The sequence below is a fragment of the Aureimonas sp. AU20 genome (assembly GCF_001442755.1).
Taxonomy (GTDB): Bacteria; Pseudomonadota; Alphaproteobacteria; order Rhizobiales; family Rhizobiaceae; genus Aureimonas.
This window is the reverse complement of record NZ_CP006367.1, coordinates 3,169,495-3,190,636: the sequence shown is the minus strand read 5'-3', so window position 1 is coordinate 3,190,636 and position 21,142 is coordinate 3,169,495. Positions and strand designations below refer to the sequence as shown.

At 67.8% G+C, this 21,142-nt stretch carries 23 protein-coding genes; 14 read left to right on the top strand and 9 right to left on the bottom strand.

Annotated features, from left to right (window positions below):
• The first annotated feature begins 91 nt into the window (after nt 1–91).
• The 3 genes from M673_RS14445 to M673_RS14435 are packed head-to-tail and all read left to right on the top strand — an operon-like array spanning nt 92 to nt 3,821.
• Nucleotides 92–595, top strand: a complete 504-nt coding sequence (locus M673_RS14445; RefSeq protein ID WP_148640079.1) for a 2Fe-2S iron-sulfur cluster-binding protein — start codon at nt 92–94, stop codon at nt 593–595.
• Nucleotides 592–1,575 (top strand): FAD binding domain-containing protein, encoded by a 984-nt coding sequence (locus M673_RS14440; RefSeq protein WP_061976691.1) that lies wholly within the window; start codon nt 592–594, stop codon nt 1,573–1,575. Before M673_RS14445 ends, M673_RS14440 begins: the two co-directional genes overlap by 4 nt.
• Nucleotides 1,575–3,821, top strand: coding sequence for a xanthine dehydrogenase family protein molybdopterin-binding subunit (locus tag M673_RS14435; RefSeq protein WP_061976690.1), 2,247 nt, complete (start codon nt 1,575–1,577; stop codon nt 3,819–3,821). The genes M673_RS14440 and M673_RS14435 overlap by 1 nt, the downstream gene beginning before the upstream one ends.
• Before the next feature lie 60 nt (nt 3,822–3,881).
• Here the strand turns inward: M673_RS14435 and M673_RS14430 are convergent, their stop codons facing one another.
• Together M673_RS14430 and M673_RS14425 are read right to left on the bottom strand one after the other, a co-directional pair.
• Nucleotides 3,882–4,856 (bottom strand): sugar kinase, encoded by a 975-nt coding sequence (locus tag M673_RS14430; RefSeq protein ID WP_061976689.1) that lies wholly within the window; start codon nt 4,854–4,856, stop codon nt 3,882–3,884.
• On the bottom strand, nt 4,856–5,782 hold the full coding sequence (locus tag M673_RS14425; RefSeq protein ID WP_061976688.1) for a ribokinase: 927 nt from the start codon (nt 5,780–5,782) through the stop codon (nt 4,856–4,858). The genes M673_RS14430 and M673_RS14425 overlap by 1 nt, the downstream gene beginning before the upstream one ends.
• Before the next feature lie 200 nt (nt 5,783–5,982).
• On the opposite strand from M673_RS14425, the gene M673_RS14420 reads away from it, so the two are divergent.
• From M673_RS14420 to M673_RS14410, 3 genes are all read left to right on the top strand, one after another.
• A complete protein-coding gene (locus tag M673_RS14420; RefSeq protein ID WP_061976687.1) occupies nt 5,983–7,050 on the top strand; it encodes an NAD(P)-dependent alcohol dehydrogenase in 1,068 nt (355 codons plus the stop codon).
• A gap of 84 nt (nt 7,051–7,134) precedes the next feature.
• Nucleotides 7,135–7,818: a RibD family protein gene (locus tag M673_RS14415; protein ID WP_061976686.1), complete on the top strand. Its 684-nt coding sequence runs from the start codon at nt 7,135–7,137 to the stop codon at nt 7,816–7,818.
• A 66-nt stretch (nt 7,819–7,884) separates the two neighbouring features.
• Nucleotides 7,885–8,277 (top strand): winged helix-turn-helix domain-containing protein, encoded by a 393-nt coding sequence (locus tag M673_RS14410; protein WP_061976685.1) that lies wholly within the window; start codon nt 7,885–7,887, stop codon nt 8,275–8,277.
• Here M673_RS14410 and M673_RS14405 read toward each other — a convergent pair.
• On the bottom strand, nt 8,240–8,710 hold the full coding sequence (locus M673_RS14405) for a hypothetical protein (RefSeq protein WP_061976684.1): 471 nt from the start codon (nt 8,708–8,710) through the stop codon (nt 8,240–8,242). The genes M673_RS14410 and M673_RS14405 overlap by 38 nt on opposite strands.
• A 221-nt stretch (nt 8,711–8,931) precedes the next feature.
• On the opposite strand from M673_RS14405, the gene M673_RS14400 reads away from it, so the two are divergent.
• Complete coding sequence (locus tag M673_RS14400) at nt 8,932–9,336, top strand: helix-turn-helix domain-containing protein (RefSeq protein WP_061976683.1); 405 nt, start codon at nt 8,932–8,934, stop codon at nt 9,334–9,336.
• A 2-nt stretch (nt 9,337–9,338) separates the two neighbouring features.
• Nucleotides 9,339–9,809, top strand: a complete 471-nt coding sequence (locus M673_RS14395) for a DUF6456 domain-containing protein (RefSeq protein WP_061976682.1) — start codon at nt 9,339–9,341, stop codon at nt 9,807–9,809.
• Here M673_RS14395 and M673_RS14390 read toward each other — a convergent pair whose 3' ends face one another.
• Both M673_RS14390 and M673_RS14385 read right to left on the bottom strand, forming a co-directional pair.
• A complete protein-coding gene (locus tag M673_RS14390) occupies nt 9,810–10,241 on the bottom strand; it encodes a SufE family protein (RefSeq protein WP_061976681.1) in 432 nt (143 codons plus the stop codon).
• Nucleotides 10,242–10,304: 63 nt separating this feature from the next.
• Nucleotides 10,305–11,051, bottom strand: a complete 747-nt coding sequence (locus M673_RS14385; RefSeq protein ID WP_061976680.1) for a DUF5330 domain-containing protein — start codon at nt 11,049–11,051, stop codon at nt 10,305–10,307.
• Between the two features lie 454 nt (nt 11,052–11,505).
• Here M673_RS14385 and M673_RS14380 point away from each other — a divergent pair, with 454 nt between their 5' ends.
• Genes M673_RS14380 through M673_RS14370 form a run of 3 tightly spaced genes read left to right on the top strand, consistent with a single transcriptional unit; the run spans nt 11,506 to nt 14,294 of the window.
• The gene (locus M673_RS14380; RefSeq protein WP_244493245.1) at nt 11,506–13,143 is read left to right on the top strand and encodes a sensor histidine kinase; all 1,638 of its coding nucleotides are present in this window, start codon (nt 11,506–11,508) and stop codon (nt 13,141–13,143) included.
• Nucleotides 13,085–13,936, top strand: a complete 852-nt coding sequence (locus M673_RS14375) for a peptidoglycan-binding domain-containing protein (protein ID WP_061976678.1) — start codon at nt 13,085–13,087, stop codon at nt 13,934–13,936. Before M673_RS14380 ends, M673_RS14375 begins: the two co-directional genes overlap by 59 nt.
• 10 nt (nt 13,937–13,946) lie before the next feature.
• A complete protein-coding gene (locus M673_RS14370) occupies nt 13,947–14,294 on the top strand; it encodes a DUF1491 family protein (RefSeq protein WP_061976677.1) in 348 nt (115 codons plus the stop codon).
• Between the two features lie 393 nt (nt 14,295–14,687).
• Here M673_RS14370 and M673_RS14365 read toward each other — a convergent pair whose 3' ends face one another.
• Nucleotides 14,688–15,809, bottom strand: a complete 1,122-nt coding sequence (locus tag M673_RS14365; RefSeq protein WP_061976676.1) for a hypothetical protein — start codon at nt 15,807–15,809, stop codon at nt 14,688–14,690.
• Nucleotides 15,810–16,119: 310 nt separating this feature from the next.
• Here M673_RS14365 and M673_RS14360 point away from each other — a divergent pair, with 310 nt between their 5' ends.
• Nucleotides 16,120–16,317, top strand: a complete 198-nt coding sequence (locus tag M673_RS14360; RefSeq protein WP_061976675.1) for a hypothetical protein — start codon at nt 16,120–16,122, stop codon at nt 16,315–16,317.
• Between the two features lie 224 nt (nt 16,318–16,541).
• Here M673_RS14360 and M673_RS14355 read toward each other — a convergent pair whose 3' ends face one another.
• The 3 genes from M673_RS14355 to M673_RS14345 all read right to left on the bottom strand — a co-directional run bounded on the left by M673_RS14355 (nt 16,542) and on the right by M673_RS14345 (nt 19,951).
• Nucleotides 16,542–17,135, bottom strand: coding sequence for a DUF1254 domain-containing protein (locus M673_RS14355; RefSeq protein WP_061976674.1), 594 nt, complete (start codon nt 17,133–17,135; stop codon nt 16,542–16,544).
• Nucleotides 17,128–17,715, bottom strand: a complete 588-nt coding sequence (locus M673_RS14350) for a DUF1214 domain-containing protein (RefSeq protein ID WP_061976673.1) — start codon at nt 17,713–17,715, stop codon at nt 17,128–17,130. The genes M673_RS14355 and M673_RS14350 overlap by 8 nt, the downstream gene beginning before the upstream one ends.
• Before the next feature lie 61 nt (nt 17,716–17,776).
• The gene (locus M673_RS14345; RefSeq protein ID WP_061976672.1) at nt 17,777–19,951 is read right to left on the bottom strand and encodes a transglycosylase domain-containing protein; all 2,175 of its coding nucleotides are present in this window, start codon (nt 19,949–19,951) and stop codon (nt 17,777–17,779) included.
• A 180-nt stretch (nt 19,952–20,131) separates the two neighbouring features.
• Here M673_RS14345 and M673_RS14335 point away from each other — a divergent pair, with 180 nt between their 5' ends.
• Nucleotides 20,132–20,626, top strand: coding sequence for a YcgN family cysteine cluster protein (locus tag M673_RS14335; RefSeq protein WP_082639467.1), 495 nt, complete (start codon nt 20,132–20,134; stop codon nt 20,624–20,626).
• Between the two features lie 117 nt (nt 20,627–20,743).
• Entirely contained in the window at nt 20,744–21,109 is a 366-nt protein-coding gene (locus M673_RS14330; RefSeq protein WP_061976670.1) for a hypothetical protein, read from the top strand.
• The last annotated feature ends 33 nt before the right edge of the window (nt 21,110–21,142 follow it).

The window sequence follows — 21,142 nt, the reverse complement described above, 5'->3', positions numbered from 1 at the left end:
TGCGTAAAATCGCGCGCGGCGATTTTCATGCACCCAACCCGCTCTAGCTGCGTTGTCCAATCTGGAAACGTTACAAGGAGCGGCATCGGTCATGCGACTGAACGTCAACGGAGCCGACCACGAGTTGGATCTCGACCCCCGCACGTCCCTGCTCGACGCCTTGCGCGAGCATCTGGAACTCACGGGCACGAAAAAGGGCTGCGACCACGGCCAGTGCGGCGCCTGCACCATTCTGGTGAACGGCCGACGGATCAACTCCTGCCTGACGCTCGCCATCATGCACGAGGGCGACGCCATCACCACGATCGAGGGCCTGGGCGCTCCCGGCCACCTGCATCCCATGCAGGAGAGTTTTCTCCATCATGACGGCTACCAGTGCGGCTACTGCACGCCGGGCCAGATCGTCTCGGCGGTCGGCATGCTGGGCGAGGCGAAGGAGAACTGGCCGAGCCATGTCTCCGACGCGCTAGACGGCAAGGTCGAGCTGAGCGACGCCGAGATCTCGGAGCGCATGAGCGGCAATATCTGCCGCTGCTCGGCCTATCCCAACATCGTCGACGCGATCCGCTCGGCCAACGGAAAGGGCGCGGCATGAGGCAGTTCGATTACGTCAGGGCCAGCAGCCCGAACGAGGCGGCCCATGTCGCGGCCGAAGCCAGCACCAAGTTCATCGCCGGCGGCACCAATCTTCTCGACCTGATGAAGCTGCAGGTGGAGGTGCCGACGAAGCTCGTCGACATCAGCCGGCTGTCGCTGAAGACGATCGAGGAGGTGGACGGCGGCCTTCGCATCGGCGCGCTCGTCACCAACAGCGATCTGGCCGCCGACGAGCGGGTGCGTCGCGACTACGCCGTTCTCTCCCGCGCGCTCCTGGCTGGAGCCTCCGGCCAGCTGCGCAACAAGGCCACCACCGGCGGCAATCTCCTGCAGCGCACGCGTTGCGGCTATTTCTACGAGACCACCAGCCGCTGCAACAAGCGCGAGCCGGGTTCGGGCTGCGACGGACGCGAGGGCTTCAATCGCATCCTCGCCGTTCTCGGCACGTCCGAGGCCTGCATCGCCACCCACCCGTCCGATATGGCGGTGGCCATGCGGGCGCTGGACGCAGTGGTGGAAACGGTGAAGGCCGATGGCTCGACGCGCGAGATCCCGATCGCCGAGCTGCACCGCCTGCCGGGCGGCACGCCCCAGATCGAGACCAGTCTGGAAGCGGGCGAACTCATCACAGCCGTGCGCCTGCCCAAGCCGATCGAGGGCACGCATCTTTATCGCAAGGTGCGCGATCGAGCGTCCTACGCCTTCGCGCTGGTCTCCGTCGCCGCCGTGGTGCGGTTGGAAGGTGGCAAGATCGCCGAGGCGCGGCTTGCCTTCGGTGGGCTTGGCACCGTGCCCTGGCGCGACGCGGCGGTGGAAGACGCCCTGAAGGGGCAGGCCCCGAGCGACGCGCTATTCGCCAAGGCCGCCGACATTCTGCTGCGCGAGGCCAAGGGCTTCGGCGACAATGATTTCAAGCTGGAGCTGACGCGCCGCACCTTGCCGGCCGTCCTGCACGAAGCGACGAGGGACCAAAGCTGATGGATACGTTCAATCTGAAGATGAACGAGCCGGTCGGCGAGACCCGGCTCGACGCGGGCGTGCAGAACGTCATCGGCAAGGGCATCGACCGGTTCGAAGGCCCGCTCAAGGTCTCGGGCCAAGCACGCTACGCCTATGAGACCATGCACGGGGCGAATGTCGCCTACGGGCATCTCGTCACCGCCGGCACCGGCGCGGCCCGCATCAAGCGGGTGGACGTGATGGCCGCGCTCGCCAAGGCGGGCGTGCTCGACGTAATCTACGAGGACGGCGGACCCCGCGCCTCGGCCGACGCGAGCGACCCGATGCCGGCCCCGATCAAGGGGGCGGTCGTCCATTACGGTCAGCCGATCTGCCTCGTCGTGGCAACCAGTTTCGAGATCGCGCGCGACGCGGCGCGATTGGTGGAGATCGAGTACGAGAAGACCGAAGGCGTGTTCGATCTCGCTGCCGAACAGGGCAAGGCCTACGAGCCGCCCAAGGGCTCCGGCGCCATGCCCTCGACCGTCACGCGCGGCGACTTCGACAAGGCCTTCGCCAAGGCCGAGATGCAGTTCGACGCGACCTATACGACGCCGAGCCAGAGCCATTCGGCGATGGAGCCCCATGCCGCGGTCGCCGACTGGAAGGACGACGAGCTGACGCTTTATGGCTGCTATCAGCTGGTCTCGACCAATGTCTCCCAGCTCGCCAAGGCGCTCGGCATCTCGGCCTCGAAGGTTCACATGGTGAACCGCTATATCGGCGGCGGCTTCGGCGGAAAGCTGGGCATCGGACCCGAGAGCGTCTTCGCGGCGCTCGCCTCGCGCCGCCTTGGCCGGCCGGTCAAGGTCGCGTTGACGCGCCAGCAGGTCTACCAGGCGACCTCGCGCCGCTCCGACACGATCCAGCGCGTGCGCCTGGGCACCGATAAGAGCGGGCGCATCCAGGCCATCGCCCACGACACGATCACCAGCAATTCGGAAGGCGACGAATTCTTCGAGCCGGCCGGCATCTCCACCGTCTTCCTTTATGCCGGTGAGAACCGGCAGATCACCCACCGCAAGGTCAATCTCAACCTGCTTCTTTCCTCCTCCATGCGCGCGCCGGGCGAGGCCGTGGGCATGCTGGCGCTGGAAAACGCCATGGACGAGATGGCGGAGCAACTGGGCCTCGACCCCGTCGAATTCCGCAAGCGCAACGAGCCGGAGGTCGATCCGCAGGACGGCTTGCCCTTCTCCTCGCGCATGCTGGTGGAGTGCATGGACGAGGGCGCTCGCCGCTTCGGCTGGAAGGGGCGCCGCGCCAAGCCCGGCACGCGCCGCGAGGGCGAATGGCTGATCGGCATGGGCATGGCTGCCGCCTCGCGCCTCAATCAGCTTCAGCAAGCGTCGGCCCGCGTGACGCTGCTCGGCAGCGGCCGCGCCACGGTCGAGACCGATATGACCGATATCGGCACCGGCACCTACACGATCCTCCAACAGATCGCCGCCGAGATGCTGGGTCTACCGCATGAAAATGTGGACGTGATGCTCGGCGATTCGCGCCTGCCGCAGGCACCGGGCTCCGGCGGCTCCTGGGGTGCGAATTCCTCGGGCTCGGCGGTCTACACGGCCTGCGAGGGCATCGTGGAGGCGCTGGCCAAGAAGCTCGGCGTGAAGCCCGACGAAATGACGCTGAAGGATGCGACGGTGATCGCTGGCAACCGCCAGACGCCGCTGTCGCAGGTGCTGTCCGACGGCCCGATCGTGATGACCGGCAATTTCAAGCCGGGCAAGACCGCGCAGAACACCCATCAGGCGAGCTACGGCGCACATTTCTGCGAGGTCGGAGTCAATGCCGTGACAGGCGAGGTGCGGGTGCGCCGGATGATGACCGTCGGCACGGCGGGGCGCATCCTCAACGAGAAGACCGCCACCTCGCAATGTTATGGCGGGCAGATCTTCGGCATCGGCGCGGCGCTGACCGAGGAACTGGTCGTGGACGTGCGCAGCGGACTGCTCGTGAACCACGATCTGGCGGAATATCATGTGCCGGTGAATGCCGACATTCCGCAGCTCGAAGTGGTTCTCCTGCCCGAGCGCGACCGCGCGGCGAGCCCGCTCGCGGGCAAGGGCATCGGCGAACTCGCCATCTGCGGCGTCGGCGCGGCGGTGACCAACGCGATCTACAATGCCTGCGGCGTCCGGGTGCGCGACTATCCCATGACGCTGGACAAGATCCTGGCCGGCCTGCCGGCCAACGGGCACCGGATCGCGGCAGAGTAGATCGTTCGTTCAAAGTGATTGGAAAAAGGCGCCGGCCCGTCCGGCGCCTTTTTCGTTGGGTCAGGCCGTGGCGGTGGCCAACGGCCCGTCGGCCCACCAGGTCGTCTCGCGCGAGACGATGGCGCCATATTCGCCGATCACGGTGCTCGCCATGCGATGGCCCGCCTCCGCCGCCCGCTCCAGCGTCCCGCCCGACAGAAGGGCGGCCAGCGTCGCGCCGTTGAAACTGTCGCCCGCCGAGGTCGTGTCGACGATGGCGGGCGCGCTGACGCCCGCGATCTCGCGCAGGCCCGATGCGTCGCCCAGCAGCGCCGGCTCGCCGCCGGACTTCACGATCGCGCTGGTGGCCCCGAGCGACAGGAGACGCCCGACCGCGCCACGCGCGTCGGCATCGCCATAAAGCGCCTGCTCGTCGTCAAGGCCGGGCAGGCTGAGACTGGCATTGGCATGGGCGCGCGCGATCGTCTCGGCCGCTTCGTCCTTCGAAGCCCAGAGGCGAGGGCGGTAATTGCCGTCGAAGGCGACGATGCGGCCGGCGGCCTTCATGCGGCCGGCGAGCGCCAGAAGCCGCTCGCGGCTCTCGGGCGCGAGGATCGCCAGCGAGATGCCGGAATAGACCAGCCCGTCGAACCCTTCGAGTTCGGCCTCCAGCGTCTCGTCGCGCCCTTGCGCGAACAAACGCCGCGCGGCCGAGGTGGAGCGCCAATAGGAGAAGGAGCGCTCGCCCTTCTCGTCCCGGCTGATGGCGTAGAGGCCGGTCGTCTCGCCCTTGGCGATCTCGACATGCCCGGCCTCGACCCCTTCGCTCTCGATAAAGCTGGGAATGTCGAGCCCGAACGGATCGTCGCCGACCCGCGTCACGTAGTGAACCTCGGCGGCGCCCGTGTCGCCCAGCGCGCGGCGGCAATAGACCGCCGCGTTCAGCGTGTCGCCGCCGACCGTGCGGCGCATCGTGCCCGGCTCGTCGCCCGGCCGATGGTAGAGTTCGATCATGCACTCGCCGAGAAAGGCGATGCGAGGCCGGCGTGCGGACATCAAGCGTGGCCCTTCGCCAGGAAGCTGTCGATCGCCTCGGTCTTCGGCATGGCGCTGCGCGCGCCAAAGGACAGGCAAGCGAGCGAGGCGGCCGCGACGGCGCGCTCCGTCGCCTGGCCGAGCGAGAGACCCGCGTCGAGCCCGGCGGCCACGACGCCGCAGAGTGTGTCGCCCGCGCCCGTCGTGTCCACGGGCTCGATGCGCGGCGCACGGAAGCGCTCGGTCGTGCCGTCGCCGCCGGCGAGCAGCGCGCCGTCGCCGCCGAGCGTCGCCAGAACCGTCAGCTTCGTCTCGGCCGCCAGCCGGTCGGCGAGGTCGTCTGCGTCCGTGCCAGTGACGGAGAGGATCTCAGCCGTTTCCGCCAGCTCATGTTCGTTGACGATCAGGACGTCGCTCGTAGCCAGCAGCGCGCGCAGCGAGGCCGAATCGACCCCGGCCGGCACGGGCGCGAGATTCAGGAGAACCCGCACGCCGCGCTCGCGCGCCTCGCGCGCCGCGATCAACGTTTCCTCGAAGGGCAGTTCCATCTGCAGAACGAGGGCGGACGGGGAGGAGGCCCAGACCGGGGCGAGGTGCGATGCCTCGGCCAGCCGGTTGGCGCCACTCGCCACCGTGATGGCGTTCTCGCCATCGCTTGCGACGGTAATGAAGGCGCAGCCCGTCGCCTCCGAGACGCGGGCGAGAGCGGAGGTGTCGATGCCTTCGCTCTTGAGGGTTTCCGCCTCTTCCTCGCCGAAAGCGTCGCGCCCAACCGCGCCGACGAAGAGCGTCTCGGCGCCCGCCCGGGCTGCGGCGGTCGCTTGGTTGGCGCCCTTGCCGCCGGCCATGCGCTCGTAGCGCGGCGCGAGCACCGTTTCGCCCGGCTTGGGGATCGACTCGACCCGGCAGACCAGATCCACGTTCAAGGAGCCGAAGACGACGATCATGGGTGAGCTTCTCCCGATTATGCCGCCCGATCCCTAGACAACAACGATTTCCGCCACAAGCTTGCAGACACCTGTCAGGTCGGTCGCCGGACGCGGTTTCGTAAGCCCTCCTGCGTTTTGACTGGTCGAGCCGGCCGGGCGCGTTATAACTCGCGCGCGATCCAATTTCGCTTTGCGGATTCGCCTGAAGGGATTGAAGCATGACACCGAGCTATGGTTTTGCCTGCACCGAGGCCGGCGCGCCGATGAAGCCCTGGAGCTTCGAGCGCCGCGATCTGCGCGAGGACGACGTCCGAATCGAGATCACGCATTGCGGCGTCTGCCATTCCGACATCCATCAGGCCCGCAACGACTGGGGCTGGGCGAGCTATCCGCTGGTGCCCGGCCATGAGATCGTCGGCCGCGTGGCCGAAATCGGCTCGGCCGTCTCCGGCTACAAGGTCGGCGACAAGGTCGGCGTCGGCTGCATGGTGGATTCCTGCCAGGAATGCCCCTCCTGCGCCGATGGCCTGGAGCAGTATTGCGAAAACGGCATGACGCAGACCTACGCCGACAAGGACCGCCGCGACGGCCAGACCACCTATGGCGGCTATTCCGACCAGATCATCGTGCGAGACAAGTTCGTCCTGCGCATGCCCGAGAGCATCGATCTCGCCGCCGCCGCGCCGCTGCTCTGCGCCGGCATCACCACCTATTCGCCGCTCAAGCATGCCGGCGTCGGCAAGGGACACAAGCTCGCCGTGGTGGGCCTCGGCGGTCTCGGCCACATGGGCATCAAGTTCGGCGTGGCGCTCGGCGCCGAGGTGACGCTGTTCACCCGCTCGCCCGCCAAGGAGGCCGAGGCGCGCGCGCTCGGCGTGACCAACGTCATCCTGTCGACCGACGAGGCGCAGATGCAGGCGGCGGCCGGCACGTTCGACTTCATCCTCGACACGGTGCCCGTGCCGCACGACCTCAACCCCTATATTTCCACGCTGAAGCGCGACGGCACGCATATCATCGTCGGCGTGATCGGCCCGCTGGACCCGCCGGTCAGCGGCGTGAACCTCATTCTCGGCCGCAAGTCCGTGATCGGATCGCTGATCGGCGGCATCGCCGAGACGCAGGAAATGCTCGATTTCTGCGCCGAGCACGGGATCGCCTGCGATATCGAGACGATCAAGATCGCCGAGATCAACGAAGCCTTCGACCGTACGGTGAAGGGCGACGTCCATTATCGCTTCGTCATCGACATGGCCTCGCTCGCCGAGACCAAGCAGGCGGCCTGACCGCTCCCCGACAATCGCGAATCAGGGAACGCCGGCCTTCGGGCCGGCGTTTTCGTTTCGTCTCCAACAAGCGAAAGCTCTGCCGTGAAGCCTCATATCGTCTGCCTGATGATGACCTCCGTGGACGGACGCGTCCTCACCGAAGGCTGGGCCATCGACGCGCCCTCCGACATTTTCGAATCGGCCCATGACGAGTTGAAGGGCGATGCCTGGCTCGTCGGCCGCGTCACGATGGAAGAGGATTTCGATGCGGGCGGCGAGTGGGAGCGGGGCCTTGCCACGGGGCCGATCGAGCGCACCAACTGGTATGCCAAGCCGGACGCCGGCCAGTTCGCCATCGCGCTCGACCACGCCGGCAAGCTGAACTGGAAGCGCAACGAGATCGACGGCGAGCATTTCGTCGCGATCCTGGCTGAGGACGTGCCGGACGATTATCTCGCTTTCCTGCGCAAGCAGGGCGTCTCCTATGTCTTCGGCGGGGCGGGGGAAATCGACTTCGCGAAGGTGATGGACACGCTGGCTCGCGATCTCGGCATCAAGCGCCTGCTTCTCGAAGGCGGCGGCGGGGTCAACGGCTCGGTTCTGAATGCTGGGCTGGTGGACGAGATCGTCCAGTTCGTCCTGCCGCTGACCGACGGGCGGCCAGACGCGCCGAGCCTGTTCGACATCCGGCCGGACTGGCGCGGCTCGCGCAAGCTCACGCTTCTTTCCTGCGAGGCGGACGAGAAGGGCATCGTGAAGCTGCATTACCGCGTCGAGAATCGCTGACGGGCTACCGGGGCTCGCGGCAGGTTCGCCTTTTCGCTAGGAAAGGCGAGGCCACGCGAGACCGACATGGACGACCCGACCCAGCCCAAACCCAGCCACGCCTCTCCGATCACCCGGCTGCGCTTCGTCTTCGGGGAGAAGCGCATCCTCGGCCCCGGCCGCGTCGATCTTCTGGAGGGGATTGGCGCCACCGGTTCGATCGCCGCCGCCGGGCGGCGGATGGGCATGAGCTATAAGCGGGCCTGGACGCTGGTGGAAGAGCTCAACGCGACGTTCGACGCCCCGCTGGTCGAGATGCACCGGGGCGGGGCGGGCCATGGCGGGGCGCAGCTGACCCCGCTCGGGCTTGAGATCACCGAACGCTATCGGCGGATGCAGGCGGCGAGCGACGGGGCCATCGCCGCCGATCTGGAAGAACTCGTCAGCAGGCTGCGCCAAGGCGGCGAGACGGCGGACTAAGCCGCTCCTCGACTTCTGCCGGCCGTGCCACCCTCTTTCGAAAACGCCCGTTCAATTCGCGACCCGACAGAGGGTTCTGCAGCGTCGGAGCGGGCGGGGCCTCCTGATCCCCGTGCGGGACGAGGGCGTTCAGTGCCCGGCGCAACGCGATATGGCGCCCTAGATCGTAGCCTACTGAGCGCCGCCGCGCGGCGCGCACGAGCCGATTGTTCTCCTCCTCCAGCCTCGACACGAGACCCCTGCGATCGATCGGCCCGAGCGCCGCGAGACTAGTTTCTCCACCCGTCAAAAAGCCGAAGCGCCGGGCAAAGCCGATCGCCGCGCTCTCGTCGCTCGAGCCGGGGCCGAGGGCGCGCGCGGCGAAAATCTCGGCCGAGAGGCGAAGCTGCGCCTCGAAACGGTCGAGCGCGGTGGGGGCGGGATGGTCGAGCATGGGGGCATTCCTCGAATGAATGGGAGCTTCGAGGGTGCGGCCGGCCCGGGAGCGGGGGACAGATTCGGGGAAGTTTCGCGCGAGGCTTGTGGAAAAGCCGGCATCAAACCCTTGGGCGGCAGGGGTTTGATGATAGAACAAAAAGAGAACAAATAAGAAAACATTCCTACACGGCCGGACGGGCCGTATCTTGTCGCCTGGTGACCGAAACGAGGACCTTCATGTCTCCCCATCCCTATCGGCCGAATCAGGGTCCCCGGGCGCATCCCTGTTTCGTGCCCGTCTCGCCCACGCAGCGCCGGCTGCAGTGCCATGTGGCGTGCGAGATCGTGGCGGCCTTTCTCGGCATCTCGGCGCAGGACATGCTCTCGCGGCACCGTGCGCGGGCCGACATCGCCCATGCCCGGCACACCGCGATCTATCTCGCGCATGTCGCCTTCCAGCTTCCGCCGCTTCTGGTGGCGGAGGGGTTCGGGCGAGACCGATCGAGCGTCGCCTACGCTCTGCAGCGGATCGAGGACCAGCGGGACGATCCCGATTTCGACCGGCTGCTGACTCGGATGGAGAATCTGGCCAAGGCCTGCCGCCGGCTCACCGTGCCGAACGAGGATGGAGAAGGGATCTGAGCATGGCCGCAAGAAGCATCAGCGACGAATCGCCCTTGGCACGGCTGGCGACCCGGCGCGGCACGGATGGCCAGCCCTGGCTCACCGCGCCCGAGGCGGAGGCGGGCGAGCGTCTGCGGCGGGATTGGACGCGAGGCGCGATGATGCCGCGTGTCACGCAGAGCTGGGACGGGCTCCCCGGTTCGGGGCGCGGCCGCTCAGGGGAAAACGATCTCGGCGACGCGGCGCTGGACTGCCGCAAGCGCGTCGGCGCCGCGCTCACGGCCGTGGGGCCGGAGCTTTCAGGCGTGCTGGTCGATGTCTGCTGCTTCCTAAAGGGGACGGAGCAGGTCGAGCGCGAGCGGCAATGGCCGGTGCGCTCGGCCAAGCTCATGCTCAAGGCCGGCCTTGGCGCGCTGGCGCGCCACTACGGCCTAGTTCATCAGGCGGGCGAGGGGAGGGGCGGGCTGCGTGGCTGGACGGCGGAGCCCTGATCAGGCGGCCGCTTGCGCCTCCAGCGCGGTCTTCGCGTCGCGCTGGATGCGGGCCACCATGGAGCGCAGACCGTTGGAGCGCTGCGGCGTCAGATGCTCCTTGAGCCCGAGGCTCTTGAAGATCGTCTCCGCGTCGGTCGCCAGGATCTCCGGCGCGCTGCGGCCGGAATAGACCGACAGCGCAATGGCGACCAGACCGCGCACGATATGGGCATCCGACTCGCCCCGGAAGCTGAGATGCGGGGGGGTCGCCCCGTCGCTCTGGCTGGTGAGCCAGACCTGGCTGACGCAGCCCGGCACCTTGGTGTGCTCGTTCATATCGTCCGCTGGCATAGGTGGAAGTTCGCGGCCGAGTTCGATCACGTAGCGGTAGCGGTCTTCCCAATCGTCCAGAAGCTCGAAATCGCCCTGGATGTCCTCGATCGTCCTCATACCAGCTGATTCCTTCGGCCCGGCCCTGTTCAACCGCTCATATAAGAAGAGCGGGCGCGCTTGTCAGGCGCGCGGGGCGAATCGGGGAACCGGCGCGCGCTCCGGCGGCACGATGGCCTGCGGCAGCGGATGGGCCGCGTCGCGCGCGCCGCCCGCCATGGCCGGCATGCGGAAGGGCTTGGGGCTGCCGGGAACATGGTCCAACTCGGCGGGAAGCGCGGAAGCCGTGCGCGCCGGCTCGCTTGCGGTCTTCGCGGGCACGGGCTGGCGATAGGGCTGCGGCGCGTGAAGGGCGGTCGCCGGTGCGGGGCGCGGGGCGAAGCCGGCGGACGGCACGCGCTCGGCCGGCGCGAAGGCGAGGGCGCGGGGCGCTTGCGCCGATCCCGGAGCCTTGGTGCTCGCGAGCATCGGAGCGGCATTGGGCGCTACGGCGCCGGTCGTCATCTCGCCTGCCGGGCGCGCGCCCGCCGGCCTGGCCGCGCCGGGCGGCGTATAGGCCTTGGGCGCCGGGCGCGCGTCGGCCGGCGTCTCGGGCGGCAGGCCCGCGACTTTCTCGCGGATCAGCCCGTAGCCGATCGCCGCGCCTTCGGTGACGCGTTGGGCGACGAAGCTCGCGGCGTCCCGCGCCGTGGCGCAGGCGGCCGGCGAGCGTTCGCAGAAGCTGCCGAGATCGGAGAAGGCCTGCTGTACGCCGTAGAGAAGCACAACCGGAGATAGGCCGGGCTCGTGACCCTCTTCCTTGTCGGACCGGCCCGGCAGGAAGAGCGCGACGAGGCCGATGAGAAAAGCGATCTTGATCAAGAAGCGCATGGACGGACGACCTGTAAGACCCTGTTCCGGTTGACGATCCCCGGACGTTCAGTTTGCCTTGAATTCGAGTCGAATTGCAGGGGGTCGTGAGCGATTGGACGGGGAATAGGGGCCGAAGATCGCCCCCCGGCGCAATTTCGACACAGGTTAAGCCAAGGAAATTTCATCCTTAATCGCTGGTTAACCATGAACCCAAAAGGGCCTGGGGATGGGCCGCCCGGACGCCGATCGGCCGATCCCGTCCTGAGGTTTATGGCTTCCTTAAAAGGTTAAGAGCCAAGATCGGACCCATGTTGAATGACGGTACGGAGGTGTCATGACGACGCCGGATGCCCCGACCGAGACGTGTGGATCCATGATGATTCCATTGGAAAACGCGCGGAACGCAGGACATGCAGGAGTTCTGCGACGCGCGGGCAGGGCGTGGGCCGATCGGTGCCAGGCATTGATCGACGTGCCGGGCGAAAGCCTTGCGGCCAAGCGCCGGCTCGCCTCGTTCTGCGGCGCGCTGGTTCTGGCCGGCCTCGTCTGCGCCATGGCCGCCCCGCTTCTGGGCGCGGCCGGTTTCGGCGTATCCGCGATCGCTTGTGCCGCCGTGCTCGGCTTCGGCGCGCTCGTCGCGGCCGTGGCCGTGGCGGCGACGGGCGAGACGGATTTGGCCGCTGCCGGCCTTTACTCGCTGGTGGCCGGGATGCTGGCTCTCCTGTCGGTTCGCGTCGATAGCTTCTGGCCGCTGCTTCTGCTCGCCGTCGGCCCTGTCGAGGCGCGGCTGGCCGGGCAGACGCTGCTGTTTCGCCTGATGCTGCCGGCCGTGTTTCTGGGCGCGGGTCTCGTCGGGTTCCTGTCTCTGCATGGCCTCGGCCCGAGCGACCAGGGCTTTGCCGGCACGACCCTCGCGCTGCCCGCCATCACCGCCTATGTCGCGCTCGTCCTGCATAGACTCGCCGTCCGCCCGTCGGACGCAAGCGGCGCCAAGCCCGCATTGGCCGCCCTGTCGCTCGACGCGGAAGGGCGCCTCATCGGCGGCGCCTCGGCCGGCACGGCCTTCAGCCAGCGCCTCCACCTTCTCGACCGCGTGGCCTTTCTCAAGACGCTCGACGCCATGCGCCTTGGCCAGGGTGAGACGGAGCTCGCGCTTCGCCTGCGCGGCGCCGAGCCCGGCGCGTTTCGCACCTGCCTCGTGACGCTGACGCCAATCCATTCCGACGACGGCACGCTTCTGCGCCTCGACGCCGCGATCCGCGAGACCGAAGGCACTGCTGCGCCCGCTCTTGCCGAGGCCGCCGCGCCGTCCCGCACGGAGAGCGCCTTCCTGGCGACGATCTCGCACGAGCTGCGCACGCCTCTGAACGCCATCGTCGGCTTTTCCGAGCTGCTCGAAGGCGAGACCTTCGGCCCCTTCAACGATCCGCGCCAGAAGGATTATGTCGGCGTGATCCACCGCTCGGGCCTGCACCTGCTCGAGATCGTCAACGGCCTTCTCGACATGTCCAAGATCGAGGCCGGGCGCTACGACCTGACCATGGAGCCCTTTCCCGTGGCGGCCGTGGCGCTGGCGGCGGCGGAGATGGTCGGCTGCGAGGCCGATCGCAAACAGCTTCGCCTCGTTCTGCGCACGGCAGAGCAGCCCGAGCTCGTCACCGCCGACCGGCGCGTGTGCCAGCAGATCCTGGTCAATCTTCTCGCCAACGCCGTGAAGTTCACCGAGGAAGGCACGATCTGCCTCGGTGCGCGGATCGAGGGCGAGGATCTCGTGCTGCAGGTGTCGGACACCGGCATCGGCATCGCGCACGAGGATATCGGCCGCCTCGGCCGGCCCTTCGTCCAGCTTTCGCACGGCCCCAGCCGCCGCTACGAGGGAACCGGCCTCGGCCTGTCGCTCGTGCGCGGGTTCGCCGAGCTTCACCACGGAACCATGGAGATCGAGAGCCAAGAGGGACGCGGCACCACCGTCACGGTGCGCATCCCGACCAATTGTGCCGAGCGCGCGCGCGTCGGTGAAACCCCTCCCGAAAACGTCGTAGCCCTGACCCATGCCCGCCAAAAAGCCAGTCTCTCCTCGCAAGCCTTCCCGACCCGCCGCTCGGCCTGAAAAGGCCGAAGGCCTGGGCGCGGCGGCCGGTCGCGCCGGAGCCCTCGCTCTTCTCGCGGGGGCGCGGATCGTCGCGGCCCGGCCCGTCCTGTTCGGCAGCCTCGCCCTGTTCTCGACGCTCGCGGGCGTCGTGGCGGACAATGCGCTGAATCGGCAGACCGGACGCCATCCGCACCCGATGCTCATGACGCGCGGCGCCGAGCCCTCGCGCCTCGCCTCGGCCCGCCTTTCCAGCCCGGCCGAGGCCGCCCCGGTGCCGACCGCGCGGCACGCGGCGACCCCGCCCGTGCCCTCCAACGATCCGCGCATCGTGCCCTTTCCGATGGTACACGAGGCGCAGCAGCTTCTGGCCCAGCAGGGCTACTATAGGGCCGAGATCGACGGGCGCGCCGGACAGGCGACCGACATGGCGATCCGCGACTTCCAAGCCGCCAAGGGCCTCAAGGTGGACGGCATGGCCACGCCGCTTCTCCTGTCGCAGCTGCGCCAGGCCGCCAACCCGCCACCGCCGCTCGGCGACGATCCGATCGCCCGGCTGGCGAGCGGCGGCGGGGTCGATCCGGCCTCGACGGGCGGCATCGCGTCAGCGGGGGGGAGCGAATTGGTGCGCCAGATTCAGGCGCGGCTCGCGGAAGCGCGCGTCGCGGACTTGAAGCCGGACGGCATTCTGGGCGAGCGCACGCGCGCGGCGATCAGGACCTTCCAGGCGCTGGAAAGCCTGGACGTGACCGGCGAGCCGTCAGAGGAGGTGCTGGCGCGCCTCGGCGACAGCGGCGCCTCGGCCATGCGATGATCGGGCCACGATGCGCCTGACCAGCGAAATCTTCGTCGCGGCGCTGGTGCGCCGCGTCTTCGGCGACGGCGGCTTTGCGACTGTGGGCCGGCGTGGCGCGGAAGCGGCGGGAGCGATCTTCGTGGTCGCACGCAGCCGCAGCGGCGAGTTCCAGCTCTTTGGCCCCGCTCCCCAGACGCTGGCCGCGGAGGGCGGAGAGCGCCGCTTCGTTCGCGAGGCGGCGCGCGACGAAGACGGCCTCTCGCAGCGCCTCGCGCGCGAGGCCAGGTTCGACCCGGATTTCTGGGTGGTGGAGATCGAGACCGAAACGCCGGAAACCTATCTTGAGGTGGTCGAGCCCGAGGGCGACGATCCCTGAACAGCCCGCAGAGAGGCGTTGTGGAATCGGTCCGGGACCCGGTGCGTGCCGCCTCAGAGGCTCTCCGAGAGCTTGGGGCCGTTCAAGCATAGGCTGATGTGCGCGGCCAGGGCCGCCCAGGGCTCGAAGACCCTGGGACAAAACCTACAAGCTGAGGATGGGCGAGAGATTTCGGTCGCTCACAAGGAGTGGCATCAGTCGATGCATGCGCCTTGGCTCAAACCTTCGAGGCGATGTGAGCGGCTAAACGAAATAGCAGCTGAAACCGCCAGATTTCGCCTCCGGTTTCTTGAGTGGGCGTGCCGGTCTTTCCCATTCGACCGATCGATGAACTCCGCCGGCGGGCCATTAAAGCCCGCGCGGCGGCGTTCCGATTCGTCGAAGAACGCGCGGTCAGCCCTTGGCTTCGCGGCCGAGAGGGCGCTCGGAGCGGCGGCCGAAGTCGCGGCGGGCCGGCTCGCCCTGGCGATAGGTCTCCGGCGATGTCAGCGGCTGGTACCGGGTGCCGGAGGCCGCGATCACGGCTCGGCAATCCTCGGGCTTCAGCGCGTTGTAGAAGCGCGCCATGGAATCGAAGGTCGCAACGTCGAGCCCGACCGAAGGCTTCATCAGCATCAGGATGCTCAAGGCATCCGCCGAGTTCGCCTTCAGCGCCCGAAGCGCGACAGCCAGCGTCTCGCCGGACGGCTCGTCGATCAGGCGGGAAAGCGTGTCGGGGTCGAAGAGGAAAATGTCGCTCAGCGTCTCGTAGAAGAGCACGTCCTCGCGGGCGAAGGCGGCGTTCATGAGATCGGGCAAGCCCGGCGCTTCGCGCCTGGGCTGGCCGCGCCCGGCGGTGGCGAGGCGGCGCAGAAGCTCGCGCGCTTCGTCGGCGTTGCGCGGCGGCATGCGGCGCCCGGGAGACGGGGCACGGGCGTTGAAGGGGGTCTGCGACAGGAAGTCGGCGGCGAGAGACGGCGCCTCGATCATGGGCTCAGGGTCAGGCTGCGGCTCCGTCTGAGGCTCGGGCGCGGACTGCACGGCAGCCGCAACGGCCTCCGGCGCGGAGGCAAGGGTGGCAGCCGGCACGGGCGCCTCGGCGCGCGCTGCCTGTTCTGCGGGCGCCAGCGGCAGGGCGGCCGGCGGCTGCGCGCCGCGAGCGTCGCGGTTGCGCACGAGCTTGGCGATTCGCTCGTCCGGCGAGGAGGCGAGGGCGGCAAGGTCGGCATCGTTGAGCGCCGGGCTGGACACGAGGAACGGCGCGGCGACCTCGACGGGGCTCTCCATCAGGAGTTCCACGAGCGAGCGCGGCACACGTTTGGCGTGAGACAGCGAGGCCGCGACGTTGCGCTTGGTCTCGTCCCGCGTGCGCCCCCAGAGGGGCACGACGAGGCGGCTGAGATCCTCCACCTGTGTGGCGCTCGGATTGCGCAGGGAGCCGAAGGTCGCAACGGCTGCGGCCACGACGGTGTCGAACTCTCCGAGGCCGAACTGACGTTCGAGGGATCGGAAGATACGCGGTGCGGCGTCCTTCATGGTGCTCCAGAAGCTACAGTGTGGCGGCCATGCAACCGTCAGGATTAGAGCAAAATTCTTAGCAACCTGTTAACCTTGCAAATGTGTAATCTTCCTTGTCGGAGGCAGTGGGACGCCGGGGCTGCAAGGCCCGCGCCAGCCTCAGACATCGCAGCGCCGACCGTCGGGTTGTTTCCCCATCGGCGAACCATAGATCGGACATTGGGACGGGAGGTTCGATGATCGAGCCCCGCGTATCCGGTGACTCCGTCGCAAGGCTGGGCGTCGTTGGAAGGAGTGGACGTCCGGCCAAACGAGAGAGGGGAAACACATGGCTGAGGTTCATCAACTCGTCCCGCCGCGACGGCCTTTCCTGGCAAGCCGGCAATGGGTCGGACCCGAGGGCGGCAACATCATCATCCTGCCCTGCATCCGCCGCGAGCGGTTGTCGGAATTGCGGCCGCTAACGCGGGACGATCGGTCTCTGATGCGCCGGGTGTCGGTCGCGCAGGACGAGCAGAGCGCGTAAATTGGGCGGACGGCGCCGGGCTTTCACGGCGTCGTCGGTAATGGTGGGGCGCGCCTCAGGGCGCTACCCAAAACCTCTTTGTGTCGGCCGATCGTCGGCTCTTTTCGGTGCCGGTGTCGTCGCGAATGTCTGGCCATGCCAAAGGTCTCGATGGCGTTTGGCGCCTCGTAGTTATCGAGGAATAACGCGCTGGCCCTTAAGCTGCCGCGCCGTCAAACAACCTCTCAGGACGCGGGCGTGCCGGCTTCTTCCGCCGTCGCGGGGCGACAGATCACAGAGCGCGCGAAGCGATCCACGAAGGGGCGCTCGCTTTCGGCGGCCACCAAAGCTCGCACGGTGAGATAGCCTTCCTCGCCGGTGACGGCGACCGGTACGGTCGGGATCGTGCTGGAGGAGCCTTCGATGCGCGCGAGGTCGAGCTGTTCGGCCGTGCCGACCAGAAGATCCAGCCGTCCTTCGAGCGCCACGCGCTCGCTGATCGAATAAAGATTGTCGCCGTTTCGCGCATAGATCGAGGCCGTCCAAAAGCGCGTCTTGTCGTCCGAGAACAGGCGCACCGGCCCTTCCTCCACCGAGAAGCGGCAGGCGACGTCGATAAAGGCCGGGTCCACGAAGACGAAGCCGGCCGGGGAACCGGCGTGGCGATCGCCCTCCGGCTCGGCAAAGCCGATCCGCACCGTCGAAAAAGCCGGGCCGAGCCGCGATAGGCGGCTCCAGGCGTCGTTGTCGGCCTGACCGGGAATCGACAGGATGACGGCGATATGGACGATGCCCGCGCCGACGAGGCCGATCAGGATCGCCAGGAGAAGCTTACCCATTCGGTTGGCAATCCGTTCTGACGATATGGGGCATGGGGATGGGCGCGGCGCCGCTGTCGGTGCTGACCGGCGTGTCGTAGAAGGTGAGGGCGAGAATGTAGCCGCCGTCCCCCGCCGTCGCCAGCCAGTTGCCCGGCCGGGCCACCGGGCCGACTGCGATCACCGCCGCGTTGTCGTCCTCGCGCATCCAGTTCAGCGATACGAGATTATCGGGCCGCTCACCCCCCGCCTCGATCAGGCGTCCGTCGAAATCATAGGCCGCGAGCGTCGCGATGCGCGCCGGGGGATAGGCGCCTTCCAGGCGATAGGAGCATTCACGCCTGAGTTCGCGATTGTCGGAATCGACCCGCGCGCGAAAGGCGACGCCTTCGCCAAGGCCAAGCGTCAGATTGCCCGAGCGGGCCTGACGCGCCTTGGCATAGGGGTCGGCCGAAGGGGAACCGGCCGTGCGGTCGGCATGCCAGGGGCCGACCACGACGATCTCGGTGCCTTCGAAATGGTCGATCATCCAGGCGACGGACAGCGTGCCGAGGCCAAGGGCGAGCCCGAAGGTGAGAAGGATCAGAAACAGAAAGCGCATCGCCCGCTCTATCGCCCCGAATGCCGCCGCGCGCCAGACCCCTTGAGGGGAGGGGCTTGCATCATGGGCTGGCGACGGGGCGGGCCGGCGGCACGGCGGAGGGGCCGCTTGCTGCCGCGAACTTCTCGGCCGGCACGGGCGGCGCGGACAGAAGCATGTGCTCGAGATCGGCCAGCACCTTTTGCGTGGCGTTGTTGACGAGGCTGGGGCGCGAGATGCGGGGGATTTCACCCTCGCCCTCCGCCTTGGCCACCTCGACCGAGCCCGGCGCGGGGATGGGATTGTCGATATAGGGGATGGGCCGTAGCTCCACGCCCTGGTGCGCCGCTTCCATGAAGCGCTGCCACGTCATGGCCGGCAGGCCGCCGCCGGTGAGCTTGTTGGTCGGCTTGAAACTGTCGTTGCCGTACCAGACGGCGGCGGTGAAATTGCCGGTGAAGCCGACGAACCAGGCGTCGCGATAGCCCTGCGTCGTGCCGGTCTTGCCGCCGGCGCGGGTCATGGACAGGCGGGCGCGGCGCGCCGTGCCGATCTCGGGAATGCGAACGAACATCTCGTTCATGCTCTTCGTCGCCTGCTCCGACAGGACGCGGTGGCGCGGTGGCAGGTTGCGGCGCGCGTCCCAGAGCACCGTGCCGTCTGCCAGCAGGATCTGCTCGACGGAATGGCGCTGCGAGGAAAGGCCGCCCGCCGGGAAAACGGAATAGCCCGTCGCCTGATCGAGCACGGTGACTTCGTTGGTGCCGAGCGCGATGGTCTTGTCACCGCGCAGCGGCGTCTCCACACCGAAGGACTTCGCGAGCGCTGCGACCTTGCCCGGCCCCGTTTCCTGGCTGAGCTTGACGGCGACCGTGTTCAGCGACCGGGCCATCGCGTCCTGGATCTGGATACGGCCGGCGAAGCTGTTGCCGTAGTTCTGCGGCATCCAGTTGCCGACGCGCACCGGGCCATCGACGATGAAGTCGGTCGGCTTATGGCCGTTCTCCATGGCGCTGGCATAGACATAGGCCTTGAAGGACGAGCCCGGCTGGCGGAGCGCGCGGGTGGCGCGGTTGAACTGCGACAGGCCGTAGTCCCGCCCGCCGACCAGCGCGACGATGCCGCCGTCGTCATCCAGCACGGCCATGGCGCCTTCCTCGACGCCGTAGGTCTTGCCGTATTGGCGAAGGTGGAAATCGACGCTCTCGTCCGCGAGCTTCTGCAGACCGATGTCGATCGTTGTGCGCGCGACGAAGGTGCGCTGCGGCAGGTCGGCGGCGATGCGCTGGATCTCGTCGAAGGCGTAGTCGAGAAAATAGTCCGGCGACTGCATGACGGAGGCGCGGTCGACCGCAGTCGCGGGATGGCGCCGCGCGGCGACGACCTGGCCCTCGGTCATGAAGCCGGCATCCACCATGGCGCCGAGAACGACATTGGCCCGAGCGCGGGCGGCCGGCAGGTTGTTGTGCGGGGCGTATTGCGTCGGCGCCTTGAACAGGCCGGCGAGCATGGCCGCCTCGGCGAGATTCACGTCGCGGATGTTCTTGCCGAAATAGAACTCGGCCGCCGCCGCCGCGCCATTGGTGCCGCCGCCCATATAGGCGCGGTCGAGATACATGCCGAGGATCTCGCGCTTGGTGAGATTGGCTTCCAGCCACAGCGAGAGGAACGCCTCGTTGATCTTGCGCTCGAGCGAGCGCTCGTTGGACAGGAAGACATTCTTGGCGAGCTGCTGCGTCAGGGTCGAGCCGCCCTGGACGACGCCGCCGGCCCGGGCGTTCTCGCCCAGCGCGCGGGCAAGGCCGAGAAAGTCGATGCCCCAATGCTCGAAGAAGCGGCGATCCTCCGTCGCCAGAACCGCCTTGACGAAATGGTCGGGCATCTCGTCGATCGGCACGGCATTGGCCTTGAGAATGCCGCGCCGCCCGATCTCGTTGCCGTGCCGATCGAGGAACTGGACGGAAAAGTCGGCCTGCTGCGGCAGGCCGTGGCGGGTCATCTTCATGGCGGGCTGGGACAGGGCGAGGAGCACGACGAAGCCCCCGAGCCCGAGCGTCAGCGCCTCGCAGCAAAGCTCCACGGCCACACGGTTGGGCCCGCGCACGCGAAACCTTCGCGAAAAGATCGTGACGCTTTCCCAAAAGCTGGAAAGGCCATGAAAAAACCGCCACAAGCTGCTGTCCAGCCAGGCATCGATCTCGATCAGGCCGAAGGGGAGCTTGCGTCTGCCGGGCTTGGTCGGGCTCTGTCTGGGCACGGTCTACACCATCCTCCGGCAGGCTTCCGCCGCCTGTCGGCTCATTCTACAGGAAGCGGTTCGGGAGACAATCGAACCTGCCTTCCTCGCCAGCCCCTTCGTGGGGGAAGAGGTGTGGAGATTGCATGGCGGAACAAGGCCAAAAGCGGAAATGATGAAGCAAATCGGCAGGTGCGGTCTTTGAGCAACATACCCTTCTGGAAGCGCAAGACGCTGGAGGAGATGACCGGGCCGGAGTGGGAATCGCTCTGCGACGGCTGCGGGCGCTGCTGCCTCAACAAGCTGGAAGACTGGGACACCGGGGACATCATCTGGACCCGCGTCGCCTGCAAGCTTCTGGACGGCGAGAGCTGCCGCTGCTCCGACTATCCCAACCGGTTCGACAGCGTGCCGGACTGCGTCGCGCTCGACCCCGCGACGGTGCGCTCCATCCCCTGGCTTCCGCCGAGCTGCGGCTATCGGCTGGTGGCCGAGGGGCGTGACCTTCGATGGTGGCACCCGCTGATCTCGGGCGACCCGGAAACTGTGCATCTGGCGGGCATTTCGGTGCAGGGCCAGACCGTCAGCGAAGAGGGAATGGAGCTGGAAGACTACGAGGACCATCTGGCCGATTGGCCCGGGGAGGACCCCGGGGACGGGTTTGCGATCGTCGAAAGGGTCGAAATTCCTAAATAGGAAAATAGTCATTGACAGCGTGACGGTGCCGGGGTAGGGTACTGACACAATCGAGAGAGTGGGTTCAGAGGCGGTGGTTCCGAAAGGAACGGCCGCCTTTTGCTTTGGGGGACAGGCATGGCGGGAAAGGCGAGGTCCAAACTGCTGTCGGACCGGCTGCTGCGAGCCCTGACGGAGGAACTGGCGCAGCTGGAAGCGGGCCGGCCGACGCGGCGCAGGGGGACGGACGGGGATGAGAACGCTCCGCTTCGATCGGCGGACGGGAAGGCGCGGATCGAGGCGATCGGCCAACTGACGCGTAGCCTGGAGAAGCTTCTGGAACTGCGCGAGATCGAGGCGCTGGGCCGCAGCGCGGCGGCAGAGGGGGACGACGCGGAAACCGAGCGGCTGCGCGCCGAGATGCTGAAGCGACTGCGGGCGCTGGACGCGCGCCGGGCGGAGCGCGGCGGATTGTTCGCGCCGGGGCCGGAGGCCGCGTCTTGAGAGAGGCGGCCGGAGCGATCGCGGATGGCGCGC

Excerpts from the sequence above, each read along its gene's own strand:
- M673_RS14445 (WP_148640079.1), top strand. The coding sequence starts at position 92 with ATGCGACTGAACGTCAACGGAGCCGACCACGAGTTGGATCTCGACCCC.
- M673_RS14440 (WP_061976691.1), top strand. The coding sequence starts at position 592 with ATGAGGCAGTTCGATTACGTCAGGGCCAGCAGCCCGAACGAGGCGGCC.
- M673_RS14435 (WP_061976690.1), top strand. The coding sequence starts at position 1,575 with ATGGATACGTTCAATCTGAAGATGAACGAGCCGGTCGGCGAGACCCGG.
- M673_RS14430 (WP_061976689.1), bottom strand. The coding sequence starts at position 4,856 with ATGTCCGCACGCCGGCCTCGCATCGCCTTTCTCGGCGAGTGCATGATC.
- M673_RS14425 (WP_061976688.1), bottom strand. The coding sequence starts at position 5,782 with ATGATCGTCGTCTTCGGCTCCTTGAACGTGGATCTGGTCTGCCGGGTC.
- M673_RS14420 (WP_061976687.1), top strand. The coding sequence starts at position 5,983 with ATGACACCGAGCTATGGTTTTGCCTGCACCGAGGCCGGCGCGCCGATG.
- M673_RS14410 (WP_061976685.1), top strand. The coding sequence starts at position 7,885 with ATGGACGACCCGACCCAGCCCAAACCCAGCCACGCCTCTCCGATCACC.
- M673_RS14405 (WP_061976684.1), bottom strand. The coding sequence starts at position 8,710 with ATGCTCGACCATCCCGCCCCCACCGCGCTCGACCGTTTCGAGGCGCAG.
- M673_RS14400 (WP_061976683.1), top strand. The coding sequence starts at position 8,932 with ATGTCTCCCCATCCCTATCGGCCGAATCAGGGTCCCCGGGCGCATCCC.
- M673_RS14395 (WP_061976682.1), top strand. The coding sequence starts at position 9,339 with ATGGCCGCAAGAAGCATCAGCGACGAATCGCCCTTGGCACGGCTGGCG.
- M673_RS14390 (WP_061976681.1), bottom strand. The coding sequence starts at position 10,241 with ATGAGGACGATCGAGGACATCCAGGGCGATTTCGAGCTTCTGGACGAT.
- M673_RS14385 (WP_061976680.1), bottom strand. The coding sequence starts at position 11,051 with ATGCGCTTCTTGATCAAGATCGCTTTTCTCATCGGCCTCGTCGCGCTC.
- M673_RS14375 (WP_061976678.1), top strand. The coding sequence starts at position 13,085 with ATGCCCGCCAAAAAGCCAGTCTCTCCTCGCAAGCCTTCCCGACCCGCC.
- M673_RS14370 (WP_061976677.1), top strand. The coding sequence starts at position 13,947 with ATGCGCCTGACCAGCGAAATCTTCGTCGCGGCGCTGGTGCGCCGCGTC.
- M673_RS14365 (WP_061976676.1), bottom strand. The coding sequence starts at position 15,809 with ATGAAGGACGCCGCACCGCGTATCTTCCGATCCCTCGAACGTCAGTTC.
- M673_RS14360 (WP_061976675.1), top strand. The coding sequence starts at position 16,120 with ATGGCTGAGGTTCATCAACTCGTCCCGCCGCGACGGCCTTTCCTGGCA.
- M673_RS14355 (WP_061976674.1), bottom strand. The coding sequence starts at position 17,135 with ATGGGTAAGCTTCTCCTGGCGATCCTGATCGGCCTCGTCGGCGCGGGC.
- M673_RS14350 (WP_061976673.1), bottom strand. The coding sequence starts at position 17,715 with ATGCGCTTTCTGTTTCTGATCCTTCTCACCTTCGGGCTCGCCCTTGGC.
- M673_RS14330 (WP_061976670.1), top strand. The coding sequence starts at position 20,744 with ATGGCGGGAAAGGCGAGGTCCAAACTGCTGTCGGACCGGCTGCTGCGA.